Origin of the sequence: Roseobacter ponti, from assembly GCF_012932215.1 — a bacterium.
In the GTDB taxonomy this organism is placed as follows: Bacteria; Pseudomonadota; Alphaproteobacteria; order Rhodobacterales; family Rhodobacteraceae; genus Roseobacter; species Roseobacter ponti.
In genome coordinates, this window is sequence record NZ_CP048788.1 from 1971355 (window position 1) to 1989082 (window position 17728).

The 17728-nt window shown below is 61.3% G+C and carries 19 protein-coding genes; 10 read left to right on the plus strand and 9 right to left on the minus strand.

All coding sequences use genetic code 11. The annotated features are described in order from the left end of the window. Position 1 precedes the first annotated feature (1 nt). From dxr to pyrH, 5 genes are all read right to left on the minus strand, one after another. Positions 2-1177: a 1-deoxy-D-xylulose-5-phosphate reductoisomerase gene (gene dxr / locus G3256_RS09435; RefSeq protein WP_169640579.1), complete on the minus strand. Its 1176-nt coding sequence runs from the start codon at positions 1175-1177 to the stop codon at positions 2-4. Positions 1178-1180: 3 nt separating this feature from the next. Further along, entirely contained in the window at positions 1181-1930 is a 750-nt protein-coding gene (locus G3256_RS09440; RefSeq protein ID WP_206040822.1) for a phosphatidate cytidylyltransferase, read from the minus strand. A gap of 49 nt (positions 1931-1979) precedes the next feature. Continuing rightward, positions 1980-2720 carry a polyprenyl diphosphate synthase gene (uppS, locus tag G3256_RS09445; RefSeq protein WP_169640581.1) on the minus strand — a complete coding sequence of 247 codons (741 nt, stop codon included), beginning with the start codon at positions 2718-2720 and terminating at the stop codon, positions 1980-1982. Between the two features lie 126 nt (positions 2721-2846). After that, positions 2847-3410, minus strand: coding sequence for a ribosome recycling factor (frr, locus tag G3256_RS09450; RefSeq protein ID WP_169640582.1), 564 nt, complete (start codon positions 3408-3410; stop codon positions 2847-2849). 129 nt (positions 3411-3539) lie between these two features. Next, positions 3540-4268, minus strand: a complete 729-nt coding sequence (gene pyrH / locus G3256_RS09455; protein ID WP_169640583.1) for a UMP kinase — start codon at positions 4266-4268, stop codon at positions 3540-3542. 89 nt (positions 4269-4357) lie between these two features. On the opposite strand from pyrH, the gene miaA reads away from it, so the two are divergent. The 5 genes from miaA (at position 4358) to G3256_RS09480 (ending at position 10827) form a co-directional block, all read left to right on the plus strand. Further along, on the plus strand, positions 4358-5254 hold the full coding sequence (miaA, locus tag G3256_RS09460) for a tRNA (adenosine(37)-N6)-dimethylallyltransferase MiaA (protein ID WP_169640584.1): 897 nt from the start codon (positions 4358-4360) through the stop codon (positions 5252-5254). 91 nt (positions 5255-5345) lie between these two features. Beyond that, a complete protein-coding gene (locus G3256_RS09465; RefSeq protein WP_169640585.1) occupies positions 5346-6152 on the plus strand; it encodes a helix-turn-helix transcriptional regulator in 807 nt (268 codons plus the stop codon). 199 nt (positions 6153-6351) lie between these two features. Then, complete coding sequence (locus G3256_RS09470) at positions 6352-7401, plus strand: ABC transporter permease (protein ID WP_169640586.1); 1050 nt, start codon at positions 6352-6354, stop codon at positions 7399-7401. Positions 7402-7415: 14 nt separating this feature from the next. After that, positions 7416-8633 carry an ABC transporter permease gene (locus tag G3256_RS09475; protein ID WP_169640587.1) on the plus strand — a complete coding sequence of 406 codons (1218 nt, stop codon included), beginning with the start codon at positions 7416-7418 and terminating at the stop codon, positions 8631-8633. A gap of 103 nt (positions 8634-8736) precedes the next feature. Beyond that, positions 8737-10827 (plus strand): dipeptide ABC transporter ATP-binding protein, encoded by a 2091-nt coding sequence (locus tag G3256_RS09480; protein WP_169640588.1) that lies wholly within the window; start codon positions 8737-8739, stop codon positions 10825-10827. A 73-nt stretch (positions 10828-10900) separates the two neighbouring features. Here G3256_RS09480 and G3256_RS09485 read toward each other — a convergent pair whose 3' ends face one another. Together G3256_RS09485 and G3256_RS09490 are read right to left on the minus strand one after the other, a co-directional pair. Next, a complete protein-coding gene (locus G3256_RS09485) occupies positions 10901-11317 on the minus strand; it encodes a hypothetical protein (protein WP_169640589.1) in 417 nt (138 codons plus the stop codon). Between the two features lie 156 nt (positions 11318-11473). After that, on the minus strand, positions 11474-12055 hold the full coding sequence (locus tag G3256_RS09490; RefSeq protein ID WP_169640590.1) for a lytic transglycosylase domain-containing protein: 582 nt from the start codon (positions 12053-12055) through the stop codon (positions 11474-11476). Between the two features lie 223 nt (positions 12056-12278). Between G3256_RS09490 and ssb the strand changes: the two genes are divergently transcribed. Both ssb and G3256_RS09500 read left to right on the plus strand, forming a co-directional pair. Continuing rightward, positions 12279-12788, plus strand: coding sequence for a single-stranded DNA-binding protein (gene ssb / locus G3256_RS09495; protein WP_169640591.1), 510 nt, complete (start codon positions 12279-12281; stop codon positions 12786-12788). Further along, positions 12788-13222, plus strand: a complete 435-nt coding sequence (locus G3256_RS09500; RefSeq protein ID WP_169640592.1) for a GNAT family N-acetyltransferase — start codon at positions 12788-12790, stop codon at positions 13220-13222. The genes ssb and G3256_RS09500 overlap by 1 nt, the downstream gene beginning before the upstream one ends. A 5-nt stretch (positions 13223-13227) precedes the next feature. Here the strand turns inward: G3256_RS09500 and aroB are convergent, their stop codons facing one another. Together aroB and G3256_RS09510 are read right to left on the minus strand one after the other, a co-directional pair. Continuing rightward, complete coding sequence (gene aroB, locus G3256_RS09505) at positions 13228-14334, minus strand: 3-dehydroquinate synthase (protein WP_169640593.1); 1107 nt, start codon at positions 14332-14334, stop codon at positions 13228-13230. Beyond that, complete coding sequence (locus G3256_RS09510; RefSeq protein ID WP_169640594.1) at positions 14327-14920, minus strand: shikimate kinase; 594 nt, start codon at positions 14918-14920, stop codon at positions 14327-14329. Before G3256_RS09510 ends, aroB begins: the two co-directional genes overlap by 8 nt. 82 nt (positions 14921-15002) lie before the next feature. Here G3256_RS09510 and G3256_RS09515 point away from each other — a divergent pair, with 82 nt between their 5' ends. From G3256_RS09515 to G3256_RS09525, 3 genes are read left to right on the plus strand one after another with little or no spacing between them, the layout of a single operon-like run. Continuing rightward, positions 15003-15152 (plus strand): hypothetical protein, encoded by a 150-nt coding sequence (locus G3256_RS09515; protein WP_169640595.1) that lies wholly within the window; start codon positions 15003-15005, stop codon positions 15150-15152. Next, positions 15115-16674, plus strand: a complete 1560-nt coding sequence (locus tag G3256_RS09520) for a hypothetical protein (protein WP_246227507.1) — start codon at positions 15115-15117, stop codon at positions 16672-16674. Before G3256_RS09515 ends, G3256_RS09520 begins: the two co-directional genes overlap by 38 nt. Then, the gene (locus G3256_RS09525; RefSeq protein WP_169640596.1) at positions 16674-17642 is read left to right on the plus strand and encodes a site-specific tyrosine recombinase XerD; all 969 of its coding nucleotides are present in this window, start codon (positions 16674-16676) and stop codon (positions 17640-17642) included. Before G3256_RS09520 ends, G3256_RS09525 begins: the two co-directional genes overlap by 1 nt. Positions 17643-17728 lie beyond the last annotated feature (86 nt).

Genomic DNA, 17728 nt, shown 5'->3' on the forward strand with positions numbered 1-17728 from the left:
ATTACTGACCTGCTCTTCTGTTGATGACGGACCATGCTTCTCTGCGTGCGAGATGGTCCGTTGCGGCGACGTTATCAAGGGTCATGGTGGCATCAATGTGACCTGGTTGCGCAGTGACGAGGTTCAGAACCTCTTCGACCACCTCTGCCATGCCGGTAAATCCGATCTTACCGGCGATGAACCCGTCGAGGGCGGTTTCCTTGGCCGCGTTGAACACCGCGCCCGCGAGACCCCCGGTCTGCATGACCTCGCGGGCCAGACGCAGAGCGGGCCATCGGGTGTCACAGGGCGCGCGGAAACTCAGCTGTCCGATGGCCGCCAGATCCAGCCGTTCAACCGGCAGCGCGCGGCGCTCGGGCCAGTGCAGCGCGTAGCCGATGGCGTGGCGCATATCCGGCGGGCCGACATGCGCCATCAGCGCGCCGTCCCTGAAACCCACCATGGCGTGTATAAGTGATTCCGGGTGGATCAGTACTTCGATCTGATCAGGCGAAACGCCAAAATATTCACGGGTTTCAATCAATTCCATCGCTTTGTTAAACATAGAGGCGGAGTCGATTGTGATCCGCTGTCCCATATCCCAGTTAGGATGTGACGAAGCCTCGTCAGGCGTGGCATGCGGCAGATCATCAATGTCCCAGTCACGGAACGCGCCACCAGAGGCGGTGATGATCACCCGCTCGACAGCGTTCATATCTTCACCGGTCAGCGCCTGAAAAACGGCTGAATGTTCGCTGTCCACCGGCAACAGACGGGCCTCATGCCGTCGCGCTGTCTCAAGCATCAGGCGACCGGCGCAGACGAGGGATTCCTTATTGGCCAGCGCGAGCGTCGCGCCCTGCTCAAGGGCTGCAAGGCCGGGTGCGAGCCCTGCCGCGCCGACGATGGCCGACATGACCCAGTCTGCGGGGCGCGCTGCGGCTTCGGTCAGCGCAGCGGTGCCGGCGGCCGCTTTGACACCGGAGCCGTTCAGTGCCGTGCGCAACTCTTCCAGCAGATGCTCATGTGCGGTGACCGCGATATCCGCCCTGAGGCGTCTGGCATCAGCCGCAAGCTGCGCGATATTGCCGGCACCGGTCAGTGCCACCACGTCATAGTCGTCAGGTGCCCTGGAAATCAGATCGATTGTGTTCTGCCCGATCGAGCCGGTTGCGCCGAAGATGCTGACCCTGCGCATGCGTCAGACCAGCCAGCCCGGCGTCAGAATGGGGCCGGTGATCAGCAGAAAAACCGACGCCCCCAGCATGCCGTCAAACCGGTCGAGCAGACCGCCGTGGCCCGGGATCAGATTGGAGCTGTCTTTGACGCCGACGCGCCGTTTGATTGCGCTTTCCGCGATATCACCCATCTGGCTCGCCATGGAGACGGCAACAGAAACGCCGATGAGTTGCGGGCCCACGCCTGTGCGGGACATGAATATGTATCCGACGAGGGCCGCACCGATCCAGCCGAACCCGGTGCCGGCCCATGTTTTCTTTGGGCTGACGCGGGGCCAGAACTTCGGGCCACCGATGGTGCGCCCGGCGAAATAGCCGACCACATCCGTGGCCACGACCACCAGCACCAGCCAGAGCATCCAGACAAAACCCATGTCGTCGCGCACCTGCATCATGCCGAAGCCGGCCAGCAGGACCATGCCGGTGAAGACCATAAAGATCGTGCGGTATGCTGCGAGCTGCCCGAATCCCACGAGCGCAGGCGCCAGCAGCACCGGCAGCGCAAATCCCGGGGGCAGATAAATTGCCACAAGTGTCGCCGCCCCCGCGAGACCGCCCAGTTGCAGGGCCACGGGCGGGCCGTCGGGATGCACCATGCGCACCAGTTCCCAGACCATCAGCCCGCAGATCAGCGCCACCATGACGTGGAAAAGATGTCCGCCGACCCAGACGCCGAGCAGACCCAGCACCACCATCGCAGCACCGGAGCCCATACGGATCGCAAGGTCAGACCACTTTTCGGAGGCGCCGCTCACAGCTGCCTCACGGCCTTACGCCACCATAGCGGCGATCGCGTCCGCCGAAGGCGGAGCACAGGCTTTCAAACTCAGTCCGGGTAAAGTCAGGCCAGAGCGTATCGATGAATTCGTATTCGGAATAGGCCGACTGCCAGAGCAGAAAATTGGAAATGCGCGCCTCGCCACTGGTCCGGATCACCAGATCCGGGTCGGGCAGAACGCAGGTATCGAGATAGCGTGGCAGGGTTTCCTCATCGACGTCTTCGGGCCGGAGCCTGCCGTCCGCCACGTCCTGCGCCAGGCGGCGTGTCGCGCGGGAGACCTCATCGCGGCCACCATAGTTGATCGCGATGGTCAGGTGAACAACATCATTCGCGGCCGTTGCCGCTTCCAGATCGTTCATCAGCGTGATCAGTTTATTATCCAGCCGGTCGCGGTCGCCGATAAAGCGCACGCAGACACCATTGGCCATCAGCGCTTTGGTTTCGCGGATAATATACCGGCGAAACAGGTTCATCAGGCCGGCGACCTCAACCTGAGTGCGCTTCCAGTTTTCCGTCGAAAAGGCAAATATCGTCAGATATCGCACGCCGACATGCGGACAGGCTTCGACAATCTCGCGCACCCGGCGCGCGCCGGCGTGGTGACCGAACAGCCGCGGGCGGCCGCGCTGTGTCGCCCAGCGTCCGTTGCCATCCATAATGATCGCCACATGATGCGGGCAGCCGGGGACCTGGCCGTGCTGGGGTTGGCGTTTGAGCGCCATATCAGTGCTCCCTCGGTTACTGCTCGGGCATTTTTATGCCCCTCTTTTTGCGTTACCACACGCATGTAATCAACTTATTAAACGCCGGAATCTGTCATTATTATGGAAAACGGGGCGTTCAGAGCGTCAGACCTGCATGATTTCTGACTGTTTTGTCGCCAGCAGATCATCGATCATTTTGATATAGCGATCGGTGATTTCCTGCACTTCGCCTTCCCAGAGCTTCTGGTCATCTTCCGACAGGCCGTCGCCTTTGGCTTTGCGGATCTGGTCCATACCGTCGCGGCGCACATTGCGCACCGAAACCCGCGCGTGTTCGGCATACTGGCCTGCGACCTTGGTCAGATCGCGGCGGCGTTCTTCGTTCAGTTCGGGGATCGGCAGCATGATGATTGTGCCGTTGAGCTGCGGGTTGATGCCGAGGCCGCTTTCACGGATCGCCTTTTCCACCTTGCCCACCAGGGCTTTGTCCCAGACGTTGATGGTGACCATGCGCGATTCCGGCACGTTAACGGTGCCGACCTGGTTGATCGGTGTGCGTTGCCCGTAGGCATCGACCATCACCGGCTCCAGCATCGAGGCCGACGCCCGGCCGGTGCGCAATGAGGCGAATTCCGTTTTCAGCGACGACATCGCGCCGTCCATCCGGCGTTCAAGATCATCGGTATCCAGCATAAAGTCATCAGACATGGGTAAATTTCCTGCCGCAGTGATTAAGCGCGCCCGCAGGGCGCGGTATGTTGTCATTTATATACGTCGGGACGCGCGGAAAAGGCCAGCCGCTGTTGTCCGGAGCCGCCGGTCCGTGGCCTCCCGGCCTCAGCCCTGCACCCTTGTATAGGTGCCCTCGCCCGCCAGAATGCCGCGGAACCCGCCCGGCTCATCAAGCGAAAAGACGATGATCGGCAGGTTATTATCCCGCGCGAGTGCAATGGCCGAGGCATCCATGACGCCCAGGCGTTTGGCCAGCACGTCATCATAGCTGACGGTGTCATAGCGCACGGCATCGTCGTGTTTGGCCGGGTCCTTGTCATAGACGCCGTCCACCTTGGTGCCTTTGAAAATGGCCTCGCAGGACATCTCATTGGCGCGCAGGGTGGCCGCCGTGTCGGTCGTGAAATAAGGGTTTCCGGTACCGGCGGCAAAGATGCACACCCGCTTTTTCTCAAGGTGGCGCACGGCACGGCGGCGGATATAGGGCTCGGCCACTTCGTTCATAGTGATGGCCGAGATGACCCGTGTGTGGATGCCCAGACCTTCAAGGGCGGACTGCATCGCCAGTGCATTCATTACCGTGGCGAGCATGCCCATATAATCGGCCGTCGTGCGTTCCATCCCCTGGGCGGAGCCCTGCAGACCCCGGAAGATATTGCCGCCACCGATCACCATGCAGATCTCGACGCCCATTTCATGCACCGACTGCACTTCTCTGGCGATCCGTTCGACCGTGGGCGGGTTCAGCCCGTAGCCCTGATCCCCCATGAGCGCCTCGCCGGATATCTTCAGCATAACCCGCCTGAAAGTGACTTGATGCTCAGACTGGGTCATTTTGTGCTCCTGACAGGGGTGTTCCTGCCGCGCAAAATGTCGGAAAACACAGGCGACTTCAATGCACCGTGCGAGGGTCCGGGCGAAAAATGGCGAATTCTGTCTCAGCGCCTGTGCACAGGCTCCCGGCCGGGTTGTCCGCAGAGCAGCCTGTTCTGATCGCAGGGCCCACGGCTTCGGGCAAATCAGCGCTGGCGCTGGAGATCGTCGCCGCGCAGGGCGGCGTGATCGTGAATGCCGATGCAAGCCAGGTCTATGACTGCTGGCGGGTGCTGACCGCGCGGCCGTCAGCAGAGGAAGAAGCACAGGCGCCGCACCATCTTTATGGCCATGTCGGCGCGCATCAGAGTTACTCTGCCGGGCACTGGCTGCGTGACGTCCGGCCTTTGCTGCAGGACGGCCCGCGTCCGGTCATTGTGGGCGGTACAGGGCTTTATTTCTCGGCTCTGACCCGGGGGCTTGCTGATATTCCCGCTGTCCCGGCAGAGATCCGTGTGCGGGGCGATGCGGCAGACCGCGCAGAAATGCTTACCGCGCTTGACGCCCCGACACGTGCACAGATCGACACGGCAAACCGGGCGCGGGTGCAGCGTGCATGGGAAGTCCTGCAGGCAACGGGGCGCGGTCTGGCCTCCTGGCAGGCAGAGACCGGTGCGCCCGCCCTGCCCGAAGCCCGTGCGCACTGTCTGGTTTTTGAGGCAGATAAAGACTGGCTCAATGCCCGCATTGAACGGCGTCTTGATCTGATGATCGCCGGCGGCGCGCTGGAAGAGGCCGCGGCGCTGCTGGCCGACTATGACCCCGCCCTGCCCGCGCACAGCGCCATCGGTGCGCCGGAGCTGATCGCGCATCTGCGTGGTGAAATGAGCCTTGCCGAAGCGCGGGAGGCGGCCGTGATCGCCACCCGGCAGTTTGCCAAGCGTCAACGCACCTGGTTCCGCTCAAAAATGCGCGACTGGCAGCGTGTCCCCGCGGACTCAGCCTGAAAGAACTTGTCTGAAAAGAACTGACAGAGGGTCGGAACTACGCTACGCGGGTAAAAACCTGTAAATTAGCGATTATTCACGGAATAGTTGTATGGATACCTCTGACCTTCATATTGTCTCCCTGTCGCAACTGGCCGGCACCCAGAACTGGCGCCTGAGCCTTGCGCATGATCGCGCCGAGCAGCTGCTGATCTGGATCACCCGTGGCCAGGGGCGCCTGTTGCTGGACGGGCAGCGCCGCGGGGTCGGCACCCATAATGCGATCATCGTGCCGGCGCGGCATCTCTTTGCACTTGATCTGGGGAGACAGGGCGTGGGCCAGGCTGTGATCGTGCCCGAAGGCTGTCAGATCCTCTTTCCGCAGATGCCCAGACTGCTGCGGATCCGCGAGGTCAGTGCCATGTCCGAACTGACGGTGCTGATGGAGGCGGCAACCCGCGAGCAGAGCACTGCAAGACCGCTGACCGGACAGGCGATGGAAGCGCATGGTGCGCTCATCTCGGTCTGGCTGCAGCGCCAGATGGCGCTTGAGGAACACGCACCGCAAAAGCGCAACGCGGCGGGAAGGCTGACGGCGGCCTACTGCAGGCGGATCTCTGAACATTTCCGGGCGCCCATGACGATGGCCGATCATGCCGCGGCGCTTGGTGTTACCCCCACCCACCTTACCCGCGTCTGCCGGGCGTCGACAGGGCGCACGGCGGCGGATCTGCTCACCGAACGGGTGTTGCACGAAGCCCGGCTGCTGCTCACCTCCACGAGGGTGCCGGCACAGGATATCGCCCGGCATCTGGGCTTTGGCAGTGCGGCCTATTTCACGCGGTTCATGCAGCAACATACCCGCATGACGCCAACCGGACTGCGCCGTGCAGCACAGCCGGCAGCCGAGGCTGCCTGAACCGCGGCAAAGAGCGTCGCTGGCGGGACTGCGGGTTTGCGACCCGGGCATGTCGCAAAAAGACCAGTTTCGGACGTATGTTCGCGTTGACGCGCGCCCCCGGTTCATGCCTGATAGAGTTTCAATGACAAGACCGGGGGCAAAAGATCCCCGATAACAGACGTGCAAAGTCACGCCACAGCCACCAACAGGGGCACCCATGGGACTATTCATACTCAGACGCCTGGGCGTGATGATACTGACGGCGTTATGCCTCACGTTCATCGTGTTCTGGCTTACCAATCTGTATCCGAACCTTGAAAAACTTGCGAAAACGCAGGGGAACTTCCGTATGTCGGACGAGGCCGTGACCAGTTTTCTGGACAAAAACGGCTATCTCAACCCGATGCCGGTCAAATTTGGTCAGTGGCTGGGCGTTCTGCCGGGCTGGACCTGGGAGGACCCGGAGACCGGCGCGGTCACGGGCAGATGTTTTGCCTCCGGCACACCCGAAGAAGACCGCGATAGTTTTTGCGGCGTGATCCAGGGCGACTGGGGCTTTTCGACCGTCTTCAAGGAGGATGTGGGCGGTATCGTGGCGACGAGGCTGGGTCTGACGGGCAAGCTGATGTTTGCGGTGATGCTGGTGATGGTGCCGATGGCGCTTCTGATCGGTGTGCTGGCGGGCATGCGCGAAGGGTCGGTCACGGACCGGACGCTCTCGACCTTCTCGATCGCATCGACGGCGACGCCGGAATACGTCTCTGGCGTTATCTTCATCGCGGTCTTTGCCTCATCGGCCGTGGGGCTGAAGTGGTTCAAGGGGTCGGCAACCTCCGCCATGGAGAACGCGACTTTTGAGAATTTCACCCTGCCGGTGATAACCATCGCCCTCTACGGCATGGGATATATCGCACGGATGACGCGGGCGTCGATGACGGAAGTAATGACGGCGCAGTATATCCGCACGGCGCGCCTCAAAGGCGTGAAGTTCTCCGATATCGTTATGAAGCATGCTCTGCGAAATGCGCTGATTGCCCCCTTTACGGTGATCATGCTGCAGTTTCCCTGGCTGCTGAACGGTGTGGTGATCGTCGAGACGCTCTTTAACTACAAGGGCTTTGGCTGGCTGCTGGTGCAGGCGGCGGGAAACAATGACATCGAGCTGCTGCTGGCGGTTTCGGTTGTCTCGGTCGCCGTGGTTCTGGTGACGCAGCTGATATCGGATATCGGCTACGTCTATCTTAACCCGCGCATCCGCATCGCATAAAGGAGGACTGAGAGATGGAAGAACTTTCCTGGGTCAGCATCATCGCCCGCATGTTCATTCAGCTTGGTCCCGTGTGGATTTCGCTGATTGTCCTTTTCACCCTGTCGATCACCTACAAGCGCCGCCTGGGGCTTTATGGTAAGCTTTTCGACAGCACCATCGGCATGATCGGCTTTGGTCTTGTCATGTTCTGGGTCTTTACAGGCGTCTACGGCGGCCCGCTCGACATGCTGGTCACCCATGATCCGCTGAGCCAGGTCTCAGGGATGAAAAACAAATCCCCCGGCACCCCGATGCGCAGCCCGGACGAGGGTGAATATGCCTATTTCCTGCTGGGGGGAGACAACCTTGCACGTGACGTCTTCAGCCGCCTGATCAAAGGTGCCTGGGTGGTGGTGCAGATTGCACCGATTGCCACGCTCTTTGCCTTTATGGTGGGCATCACGCTGGGTCTGCCGGCGGGCTACTATGGCGGTCGTCTGGACACGATCCTGTCGTTTCTGGCGAACCTCATTCTCGCCTTCCCGGTGATCCTGCTCTTTTACCTGCTGGTAACTCCGGAGATCGTGCTGACGGGCATTCCCAACTATATGGCGCTCTTTCTGTTCGTCTTCCCGCTGATCTTCATGTGTATCCTGCTCAACTCGCGGTACTACACACAGCCGAAAGTGCGCACACCACTGCTCATTGGCGTGCTGGGTGGTCTGGGATGGCTTTATCTGTCGCTGGTCTCAACCGACGGCTCAGTGGTTGCAACACCGACCTATGCCATACCGGGTCTGCCGAAGTTCCTTGATCTTTTCGACATCGATCCGGGCATTCTGGTGGTTTTTGTGTCAGTTGTTTTCGTGAACTCGCCCACGGTTTTCCGGATCGTGCGGGGCCTTGCGATGGACATCAAGACGCGTGACTATGTGGCTGCAGCCCAGACGCGGGGCGAAGGCCCCTGGTATATCATGCTCTGGGAAATCCTGCCCAACGCACGTGGCCCGCTGATCGTCGATTTCTGTCTGCGGATCGGCTATACCACGATCCTGCTCGGGACCCTTGGCTTCTTTGGTCTGGGTCTGGAATCGGAAAGCCCCGACTGGGGCAGCACGATCAACGCAGGCCGGCGTTTGCTGGCGCTTTACCCACATGCAGCGATTGCACCCGCGCTGGCGCTTCTCACGCTGGTGCTGGGGCTCAATCTGCTGGCGGACGGGCTGCGCGAGGAAAGCCTGCGCGACTGATCTGAGGGGACGGGGGGCGCTGCCCCCCTGACCCCCCGGGATATTTACGAGCCAGAGAAGCCGGAACGGGTTTCGAAAGAGATGCTCCAGAGAGGAGACAACAATGCCAAAGCCAGAGTACAGCGGTCCCATTCTGGAGATCGACAAGCTTTCCATTTCATTCTTTACGCGGCTGCGGGAAATTCCGGCGGTTATGGATTTTTCCGTGGTGGTTCAGCCTGGCGAGGCCGTGGGTCTTGTTGGCGAATCCGGCTGCGGTAAATCGACGGTGGCGCTTGGGGTCATGCAGGATCTGGGCAAGAACGGCCGGGTCGTGGGGGGCTCGATTCATTTCAAGGGCCGCGATCTGGGGGCGATGAGTGACGAGGAGTTGCGCGACATCCGCGGCTCTGAGATTGCGATGATCTACCAGGAGCCGATGGCCTCTCTGAACCCGGCGATGAAGATCGGCAAGCAGCTGATGGAAGTGCCGATGATCCACGCGGGCGCTTCTGAAAAAGAGGCCTATGAGCGCGCGTTGCAGGTTGTCACAGATGTGAAACTGCCGGATCCGAAGCGGATTTTGAATGCCTTCCCGCACCAGCTTTCCGGCGGGCAGCAGCAGCGGATCGTCATTGCGATGGCGCTGATGTCTGAGCCATCGCTGCTTATCCTCGATGAACCGACGACGGCGCTTGATGTGACCGTTGAGGCGGCGATTGTGGAACTGGTTAAGGATCTGGGGCGCAAATACGGCACCTCGATGCTTTTTATCAGCCACAACCTGGGACTGGTTCTGGAGACCTGTGACCGGATCTGTGTGATGTATTCGGGTGAGGCGGTGGAGCGCGGCTCCATCGAGGATGTCTTTGACAAGATGCAGCATCCCTATACGCAGGCGCTCTTCCGGTCGATCCCGCTGCCGGGGGCCGACAAGAACGCGCGCCCGCTGGTCGCCATTCCGGGCAACTTCCCCCTGCCCCATGAACGTCCCCCGGGATGTAATTTCGGTCCGCGCTGCGACTACTTTGAGGCTGGCCGCTGTGATCAGGGTCAGATCCTGATGGAGAGCGTGCCCGGCAACGACCGGCATGCGACGCGTTGTTTGAAGTTTCAGGAAATCGACTGGGACGCGCCGATGGAACTTGCCGAGGTCAAAACCAAGGGCGAAATCGGCGATGTTGTCCTGAAGATGGATAACCTCAAAAAATATTATGAGGTAGCTGCCAATGCGATATTTGGCGGCGGCGACAGGAAGGTTGTCAAAGCCAATGAGACGCTGAGTTTTGAGGCCCGCGAATCCGAGACGCTGGCGATTGTCGGAGAGTCGGGTTGTGGTAAATCCACCTTTGCCAAGGTGCTGATGGGGCTCGAGACGGCGACCGAAGGAGAGATCCTGCTGGATAACCGTTCAATCGGAAATACACCGATTGAGGAACGTGACACCAAAACGATTTCCGAAGTGCAGATGGTGTTTCAGAACCCCTTTGACACGCTGAACCCGTCGATGACCGTCGGGCGCCAGATTATCCGCGCGCTGGAGATCTTTGGCATCGGGGAGAACGAAAAGGACCGCACGCAGCGGATGCTTAAGCTGCTTGATCTGGTGAAGCTGCCGCGTGAGTTTGCAACGCGCATGCCGCGCCAGCTTTCCGGCGGCCAGAAACAGCGTGTGGGCATTGCGCGGGCCTTTGCGGGGGATGCGCGGATCGTTGTGGCCGATGAGCCTGTCTCAGCGCTGGATGTGTCGGTTCAGGCGGCCGTCACGGATCTGTTGATGGAGATCCAGCGCGAACAGAAGACCACGCTTCTCTTTATCAGCCACGATCTGTCGATTGTGCGTTATCTCAGCGACCGGGTGATGGTTATGTATCTGGGCCATGTGGTTGAGCTTGGCACCACGGATCAGGTCTTCTCGCCGCCCTATCACCCCTATACCGAAGCGCTGCTCTCGGCGGTGCCGATCGCTGATACTTCGGTGAAGAAAAAGCATATTGTGCTCGAGGGGGATATTCCGTCGGCAATGAACCCGCCGCCGGGCTGCCCGTTCCAGACGCGTTGCCGCTGGAAATCAGAAGTGCCGGGCGGATTGTGTGAAAAAGAAGTCCCGCCTGTGCGGCGCCTGCCCGGTGATCACCAGATCAAATGTCACCTGAGCGATGAGAAGCTCGCGGAAATGGAGCCGGTCATCGAAATCGGTGTTGCGGCGGAATAAGCGTCTTGCAGACGCAAAAAAAAGGGCCGCGTAAACAGTTACGCGGCCCTTTCCTGTTTGATCCCTCCAGAGATCAGGCGACAAGGGCGAGCATCAGCGCGCTCAGGTAGCCCAGTGAGAAAAGCGCGAATCCAGGACGCCGGGACGCGAGAATGAGTGAGGCCAGCATCAGAACGGCGGCCAGACCCAGTGATCCCATTGCCGGCCACCAGATGATCCCGCTGAGTTCGGTGCCCGGCCCCCAGGGGGAACCTTCCCACGTCAGGCCGACATTCGTCACAGCGGCCAGCAAACCCAGCAGAGCCCCGCCGCAGAGGGCGCGCAGATGCTCAAAAACCGGGTGGCGGCGACGGCGGACCATGCCCGCGGGGGTGGCGCCGGGCATGTGCGAGCTGAGTTCTCGTACCGGCACATTGCGCACCGGGGCCGCATTTCGGTTCTGCGATTTCTGAATACGCTCAAGGCGTGCGTGAAAGTTTGCTGTTGCCATTTTTTGGCATCTCCCTCGTTCCCTTACCTGCAATCTGACGGGGAATTCGGGCAGGACTGTGGCCCGGACTTGAGCGTAATGTGAAAGGTTAACAGAAAGTTGACCCTCTGAGGATACAACTTTCGGGACACGTAAAACGGGAAGAAAGTCTCGTATTTACTGGCCTGTTATGACTTTAACGTAATTCCGGGTTTCCCGGTATGGTGGAATTCCGCCATATTTCTGTACCGCTGCGGGGCCCGCGTTGTAAGCCGCCAGTGCCAGACGCCAGGAGCCGAAAGTGCGGTACTGATTTGCGAGATAGCGCGCACCGCCTTCAAGGTTCTGCAGCGGATCCATCGGATCAACGCGCAGTGCCCTTGCAGTGGCCGGCATCAGCTGCGCCAGCCCGAGCGCGCCCTTGTGAGATTTTGCTTTCGGGTTCCAGTTTGATTCCTGCTGTACCAGGCGCAGAAAGAGATCTTCCGGCACCCCGTGCTTGCGCGCGGCGGATTTTGCCATCACCAGAAACGGGCCTGTATAAGGGCCCTTATAGGCCTTGTCCCATTTTGTCGGCACGTGCACGGACTGGGGTTTGAGGCGTACAGAGTTGTTGTACTGATCAGAAGCGCGGTTATCGAGCACGCTGATCTGCGACGAGAAGAGCTTGTTGCGGCTTTTTGTCGACACGGTCTCAGCCGACAGAGCCGTTGCCCCTGTCGCCACGGTCAGTGCCAGTGCAGTGACTGTCCGCATCATCTCTTATAAAAACCCCGTCGCCTTAGACCCGGGGATCACTATAGGAAACCCGGTTGCGATACGCCACCCCGTCTGTGCGTGCCGGTGTTGTCCGTTTGTTGCCCCTGCGCGGGTTTATGCGTGTTCCAAAGAGGGGGCCAAGGGTATAGGTTCGACGCGATCACGCGCGACCGGATTCGGCCGGTGCGTCAGAACAAAAAGCAGTATGAGGGGGGGCACCAATATGGCCGGCTCAGTAAACAAAGTTATTCTCATCGGCAATCTGGGGCGTGACCCGGAAGTCCGCAGTTTTCAGAACGGCGGCAAGGTCTGCAACCTGCGCATCGCCACATCCGAGACATGGAAAGACCGCAACACAGGCGAGCGCAAAGAGCGCACGGAATGGCATTCGGTCGCTATTTTCCAGGAAGGTCTCGTGCGGATTGCCGAGCAGTATCTGCGCAAAGGGTCCAAAGTCTATATCGAAGGCCAGCTGCAGACCCGCAAGTGGCAGGACCAGTCCGGCCAGGACCGTTATTCCACCGAGGTTGTGTTGCAGGGCTATGGCGGCACGCTGACCATGCTTGACGGGCGCGGTGAAGGTGGCGGCGGTGGATTTGGCGGCGGCGGCGGCGGAGATCAGGGCTATGATGACCGCGGCGGCGACAGCTATGGCAGCGGCGGTGGTAGCGGTGGCGGCGGCACCTCCGGTCCGGCACCTTCGCGTGATCTGGACGATGAAATCCCGTTCTGATGATCCGGCCTGCCATACGCCTGCTGACCCGGGCGGATACTGCGGCAGCACTTGAGCTTTACACTGACCTCACCCTCGGGCCACCGGCCTGTGACCGAACGGCCTTTCACAGGGTGCTGGAACATCCCGGCACCACTGTGACCGGTGCCTTTGAGGGTGATTTTCTTGTCTCGATGGTGACACTGCACCTGCTGCCCAATGTCACCTGGGACGCACGTCCCTATGCGCTCATCGAGAATGTGGTGACGCGAAAGGACCGGCGCGGCGAGGGCTTCGGGCGGCTGACAATCGGGGCTGCGCTGGAGCGCGCCTGGGCTGCGGATGCATATAAGGTCATGCTGCTGACCGGCCAGCGCCGCGGCGCAAAAGGGTTTTACGAGGCCGTCGGATTTTCCTCAGAGGACAAGCACGCGATGGTCATCCGCCGGCCCTGACCGCCTTATCGCAACGCGTCTTCGAGTACGCGCAGCACCTCTCCCGGTGGCACGTCTGCTGTAACAAAGGCCTCGCCGATGCCCCGTGCGAGGATAAACCGCAGCTTTCCCTGCACCACTTTTTTATCCTGCCCCATGAGCTCGAGCAGTGTGGCCGCATCCGGCAGATCGCCGTCGATATCCGACAGTTCGGTTTTCATGTTCATGGCACGCAGATGCGCACGTACCCGGCCGGGTGTCTCCTGCGCGCACAGACCGAGGCGCGCGGAAAGCTCAAAGGCCAGCGCGCAGCCGATGGCAACGCCCTCACCGTGCAGCAGGCGGTCAGAATACCCTGTTGCGGCCTCCAGCGCATGCCCGAAGGTGTGGCCAAGGTTCAGCAGCGCGCGGTCGCCCTGTTCGGTCTCGTCGCGGATCACGATGTCGGCCTTCATCTGCACCGACCGGCGCACGGCTTCGACGCGGGTCGGCATGTCACCCGCCGCGAGCGCGGGACCGTTCGTCTCCAGCCATTCAAAAAATCCGGCGTCACCCAGAAGCCCGTATTTTACCACCTCACCGTAGCCTGCGATGAAATCGCGTGGCGTGAGGGTGCCCAGAACGTCGGTATCCGCCAGCACCAGTGACGGCTGGTGAAAAGCGCCGATCAGGTTTTTGCCCTGGGGCGCGTTAATGCCTGTTTTACCGCCGACAGAACTGTCCACCTGGGCAAGCAGTGACGTGGGGATCTGCACAAAACGGACACCGCGGCGCAGGATAGCAGCGGCAAAGCCCGCGAGATCCCCGATAACCCCCCCGCCAAAGGCCACAACGATATCGCCGCGTTCAGTTTTCTGATCCAGAAGCCACTCGACGCACTGCTCAAGCGGTCCCCATGACTTTGTCGCCTCACCGGGCGGCAGTACGAGGGCTTCCATTTCAATGCCTTCAGCACCCAGACCGTGGCTCAGCGCATCGAGGTGCAGGCCGGACACGGTTTCGTCGCTGATCACGACGACCCGCGGGCGTTTGAGCAAGGGTGCTATATGTGCGCCGGACTGTGCAATCAGGCCCGGGCCGATGCGCACTTCATAGGCGCGGCCCGGCAGGTCCACTCTGACGATCTCAGTCATCGGTGCGCTCCAGAACATCGGGCCTTGTCAGCAGCGCGCGCGCCACCCGTGCGGCCATCGCTTCGATCGAGACCGGCGGCGCGCAGGGCACGCGAAGATCGGCCTTACTGTATTCCGGCACCCGTTCCGCACAGAGCTTTTCCAGTGTGGTGCGCGGATCGGGCGTGCGCAGCAGTGGCCGGGTGTCGCGGTGTTTCACTCGGCTCCAGAGCAGGTCAATATCCGCATCAAGCCAGATCGCCACACCGTGCTGGCTGATCCGGGCCTGGTTTGCAGCCGACAGAAAAGCCCCGCCACCTGTCGACAGGACGCAGGGTCTGCCCTGCAGCAGGCGGGTGATCACTTCGGTCTCGCGCGCACGGAAAAACGGCTCGCCGTCGCGGGCGAATATTTCGGGCACAGTCATATTTGCCGCAAGCTCGATCTCGGCGTCAGAATCAAGAAACTCAACATCCAGGAGCTGCGCCAGTCCCCGTCCGACAGCCGTCTTTCCGGCGCCCATCATGCCGACCATCACAATGGTCTTTTTCAGATGAAACGCCCCTGTGGCGCTCTGATCGGCCAGGGATTGCTCAATTTCACTCATATTCTTTTGAATGACGTGATATTCATGAAAAGGCCATATATAAGTTCATCAAAACAACAGGCACTGCAGGCAGGACGGGCAAATGGGACGCATTTTTAAACTTATCGTATTTCTCCTGATAATCGGATTTATCGGGCTGACCGGCTATGCCTATGTCGGCCCGTTCTTTGGCGTGGATTTTGCCGCCCCGCAGAATGAGGTACGCGTCCCTGTCACCCTGGAAACCAATTAAGCCTGCACTCGGCGTGCTGGCGGCTCTGCTCTGGAGCGGTCATGCGCTTGCGCAGCAGCAACCCCTGTCGGTGATCGACTGGGTGCACCGGCATTCCGAGCCGGAACCTGTTGTCGTAACCCCCCTGCCGGATCCGGGCACGGCACCGGGAGCCCGCGTGCCGCCGGAAGTGGATGTGACCCCGCTGGAGCAGGAAACCTGGCGCACCGTCGGGCTGGTGCCGGCCAGCGTGACCAACCTGCCCCGTACGCTCTGGACCGGCAGTGACCCCGATGCGCTTGGCAGGCTGATCACGCGGCTGCCCGATCTGCGGGTGCCGGCGGGCCAGGCGCTGCTTTACCGGCTGCTGCTCACAGAAAGCTTCGGGCCGGGCAATGATCTGATGGCGCGCGACAGTTTCACGCTGGCACGCGCCGGGGCGCTGGTGCGTGCAGGTGCGCTCGATCCGGCGCGTGCGCTGATCGAACAGGCTGGCGCCACCCGGGATGCGGCGCATTTTGCGGCCTGGCTTGATGTTGCTCTGCTGACCGGTGACGAGGATCTGGCCTGTGACAGTCTCAACAGCATGCCACGACTGGCGCCCACGGCAGGCCACCGCATCTTCTGTGCGGTCCGTGGCGGGGACTGGCGCACCGCGGCACTGCTTTTTGATACCGGCCGCGCACTCGGGGCGGTGCCGCTTGCGCAGACCGGTCTGCTGGAACGGTTTCTCGATCCGGATCTCTTTGAGGGCGATCCGGCACTGGTGCCGCCGGCGGTGATCACCCCCCTGCTTTTTCGCCTGCACGAATCTGTGGGCGAGCCTCTTCCGACGCGGTTTCTGCCACGCGCTTATGCGGTCGCCGATCTGCGTGATCTGTCGGGCTGGAAATCGCAGCTCGAAGCTGCCGAGCGTCTGGCCCGTGCCGGCACGCTTGCGGACAATCAGCTGCTGGGTCTTTACACGGCCCGCGAGCCTGCGGCATCGGGCGGCATCTGGGACCGTGTGGCAGCGGTCCAGAAATTTGAAACCGCGCTGTCCGGCGGGGATGCTGCGGAGATTTCCGCAACACTGGTAAACGCCTGGGAGGCGGTCCGGCCGGCGGGCCTCGAAGTACCTTTCGCGGGGCTCTTTGCCGACAGGCTGACATCTGCGGAACTTACTGCGGAGGCCGCCCGGATCGCGCGCACACTCGGGCTCTTGTCTTTGGATTACCGCGAAGCCGCGCGGCATCCGGGCACCGAGCCGCTTTATGCCGCAATCGCAGCAGGCCAGCCCGGCGATGCCTCGGGCTGGTCGCTGAGTGCAATGGCGATTTCAGATGCTTTCGCGGGCAAAGGGGTGCGTACAGATCTGACGGCACTGGCGGCGCGCGAGCAGCTTGGAGAGGCGCTTCTGCGCTGTCTGGTGCTGCTTGAGCAGGGCGCTGCCGGTGATCCGGCGGCCCTGACCGGGGCGCTGGCCACCCTGCGCGCGCTGGGTCAGGAAGATACCGCGCGTCGTGCCGCCCTGCAGATCCTGCTGCTGGACCGGTACAGCTGATGGCCGGTGACAGTTGGATCTCTGTCTTTCTCGAAGCACAGGCCGCTGAGCTCGGAGCCGCGCGCAACACGCTGCTGGCCTATGGCCGCGATCTGCAGGATTTCGCGGCCTGGCTCACAGCAAAAGATCTCGCGTTTGAGGCGGCGACAAAGGCCGATGTGGAAAATTATCTGATCAGCTGCGACGCCGCGGGACTGTCGCGCGCGACCCGTGCGCGGCGCCTGTCGGCGATCAGGCAACTCTACCGGTTTGCCTTTGAGGAAGGCTGGCGCAGCGATAACCCCGCCATTCAGATCACCGGGCCGGGACGCGACAAACGTCTGCCGAAAACACTGTCCGAAGATGAGGTGGACAGGCTGCTTGAAGCGGCACGCACGGCCGGCCGGTCGCCGTCGGACAAGGCGCGCAATACCTGTCTGATGGAACTGCTTTACGCCACCGGCATGCGGGTGACGGAGCTTGTCTCTTTGCCCGTCAGTGCCACGCGGGGCGATCCGCGGATGCTGCTTATTATGGGCAAGGGCGGGAAAGAACGCATGGTGCCGCTTTCGGCGCCGGCACGCGATGCCCTGGCGCAGTGGCTCAGGCTGCGTGATGCCGGGGAGGACAAGCGCCGGGCATCAGGTGCTCCCGCGTCAAAATTCCTTTTTGCCTCGCGCGGCGTCTCCGGGCATCTGACACGGCACCGGTTTTATACGCTGATCAAAGAATTTGCCGTGGCCGGAGGGGTCAGCCCGCAGAAAGTGACGCCACACACGCTGCGCCATGCCTTTGCGACGCATCTGCTGGCCCATGGCGCCGATCTGCGGTCTATCCAGACCCTGCTGGGGCATGCTGATGTGGCGACCACCGAGATTTATACCCATGTTCTCGAAGCGCGGTTGTCTGATCTGGTGCTGAAACACCACCCGCTTGCGGAATATCCTGCTGTCAGAGGCAAGGGTAAGGCATCGCAGAAGGGCGAGTAAAGCCGCCTCGCAGCCCTGCGCCGGTATTCAGATGGCTTAGCGGAGTATCGCAGATGGCGCGTTTCGGCGCTGTGCCTCACGGGATA

Excerpts from the sequence above, each read along its gene's own strand:
- dxr (WP_169640579.1), bottom strand. The coding sequence starts at position 1,177 with ATGCGCAGGGTCAGCATCTTCGGCGCAACCGGCTCGATCGGGCAGAAC.
- G3256_RS09440 (WP_206040822.1), bottom strand. The coding sequence starts at position 1,930 with ATGGGCTCCGGTGCTGCGATGGTGGTGCTGGGTCTGCTCGGCGTCTGG.
- uppS (WP_169640581.1), bottom strand. The coding sequence starts at position 2,720 with ATGGCGCTCAAACGCCAACCCCAGCACGGCCAGGTCCCCGGCTGCCCG.
- frr (WP_169640582.1), bottom strand. The coding sequence starts at position 3,410 with ATGTCTGATGACTTTATGCTGGATACCGATGATCTTGAACGCCGGATG.
- pyrH (WP_169640583.1), bottom strand. The coding sequence starts at position 4,268 with ATGACCCAGTCTGAGCATCAAGTCACTTTCAGGCGGGTTATGCTGAAG.
- miaA (WP_169640584.1), top strand. The coding sequence starts at position 4,358 with ATGGCGAATTCTGTCTCAGCGCCTGTGCACAGGCTCCCGGCCGGGTTG.
- G3256_RS09465 (WP_169640585.1), top strand. The coding sequence starts at position 5,346 with ATGGATACCTCTGACCTTCATATTGTCTCCCTGTCGCAACTGGCCGGC.
- G3256_RS09470 (WP_169640586.1), top strand. The coding sequence starts at position 6,352 with ATGGGACTATTCATACTCAGACGCCTGGGCGTGATGATACTGACGGCG.
- G3256_RS09475 (WP_169640587.1), top strand. The coding sequence starts at position 7,416 with ATGGAAGAACTTTCCTGGGTCAGCATCATCGCCCGCATGTTCATTCAG.
- G3256_RS09480 (WP_169640588.1), top strand. The coding sequence starts at position 8,737 with ATGCCAAAGCCAGAGTACAGCGGTCCCATTCTGGAGATCGACAAGCTT.
- G3256_RS09485 (WP_169640589.1), bottom strand. The coding sequence starts at position 11,317 with ATGGCAACAGCAAACTTTCACGCACGCCTTGAGCGTATTCAGAAATCG.
- G3256_RS09490 (WP_169640590.1), bottom strand. The coding sequence starts at position 12,055 with ATGATGCGGACAGTCACTGCACTGGCACTGACCGTGGCGACAGGGGCA.
- ssb (WP_169640591.1), top strand. The coding sequence starts at position 12,279 with ATGGCCGGCTCAGTAAACAAAGTTATTCTCATCGGCAATCTGGGGCGT.
- G3256_RS09500 (WP_169640592.1), top strand. The coding sequence starts at position 12,788 with ATGATCCGGCCTGCCATACGCCTGCTGACCCGGGCGGATACTGCGGCA.
- aroB (WP_169640593.1), bottom strand. The coding sequence starts at position 14,334 with ATGACTGAGATCGTCAGAGTGGACCTGCCGGGCCGCGCCTATGAAGTG.
- G3256_RS09510 (WP_169640594.1), bottom strand. The coding sequence starts at position 14,920 with ATGAGTGAAATTGAGCAATCCCTGGCCGATCAGAGCGCCACAGGGGCG.
- G3256_RS09515 (WP_169640595.1), top strand. The coding sequence starts at position 15,003 with ATGGGACGCATTTTTAAACTTATCGTATTTCTCCTGATAATCGGATTT.
- G3256_RS09520 (WP_246227507.1), top strand. The coding sequence starts at position 15,115 with ATGAGGTACGCGTCCCTGTCACCCTGGAAACCAATTAAGCCTGCACTC.
- G3256_RS09525 (WP_169640596.1), top strand. The coding sequence starts at position 16,674 with ATGGCCGGTGACAGTTGGATCTCTGTCTTTCTCGAAGCACAGGCCGCT.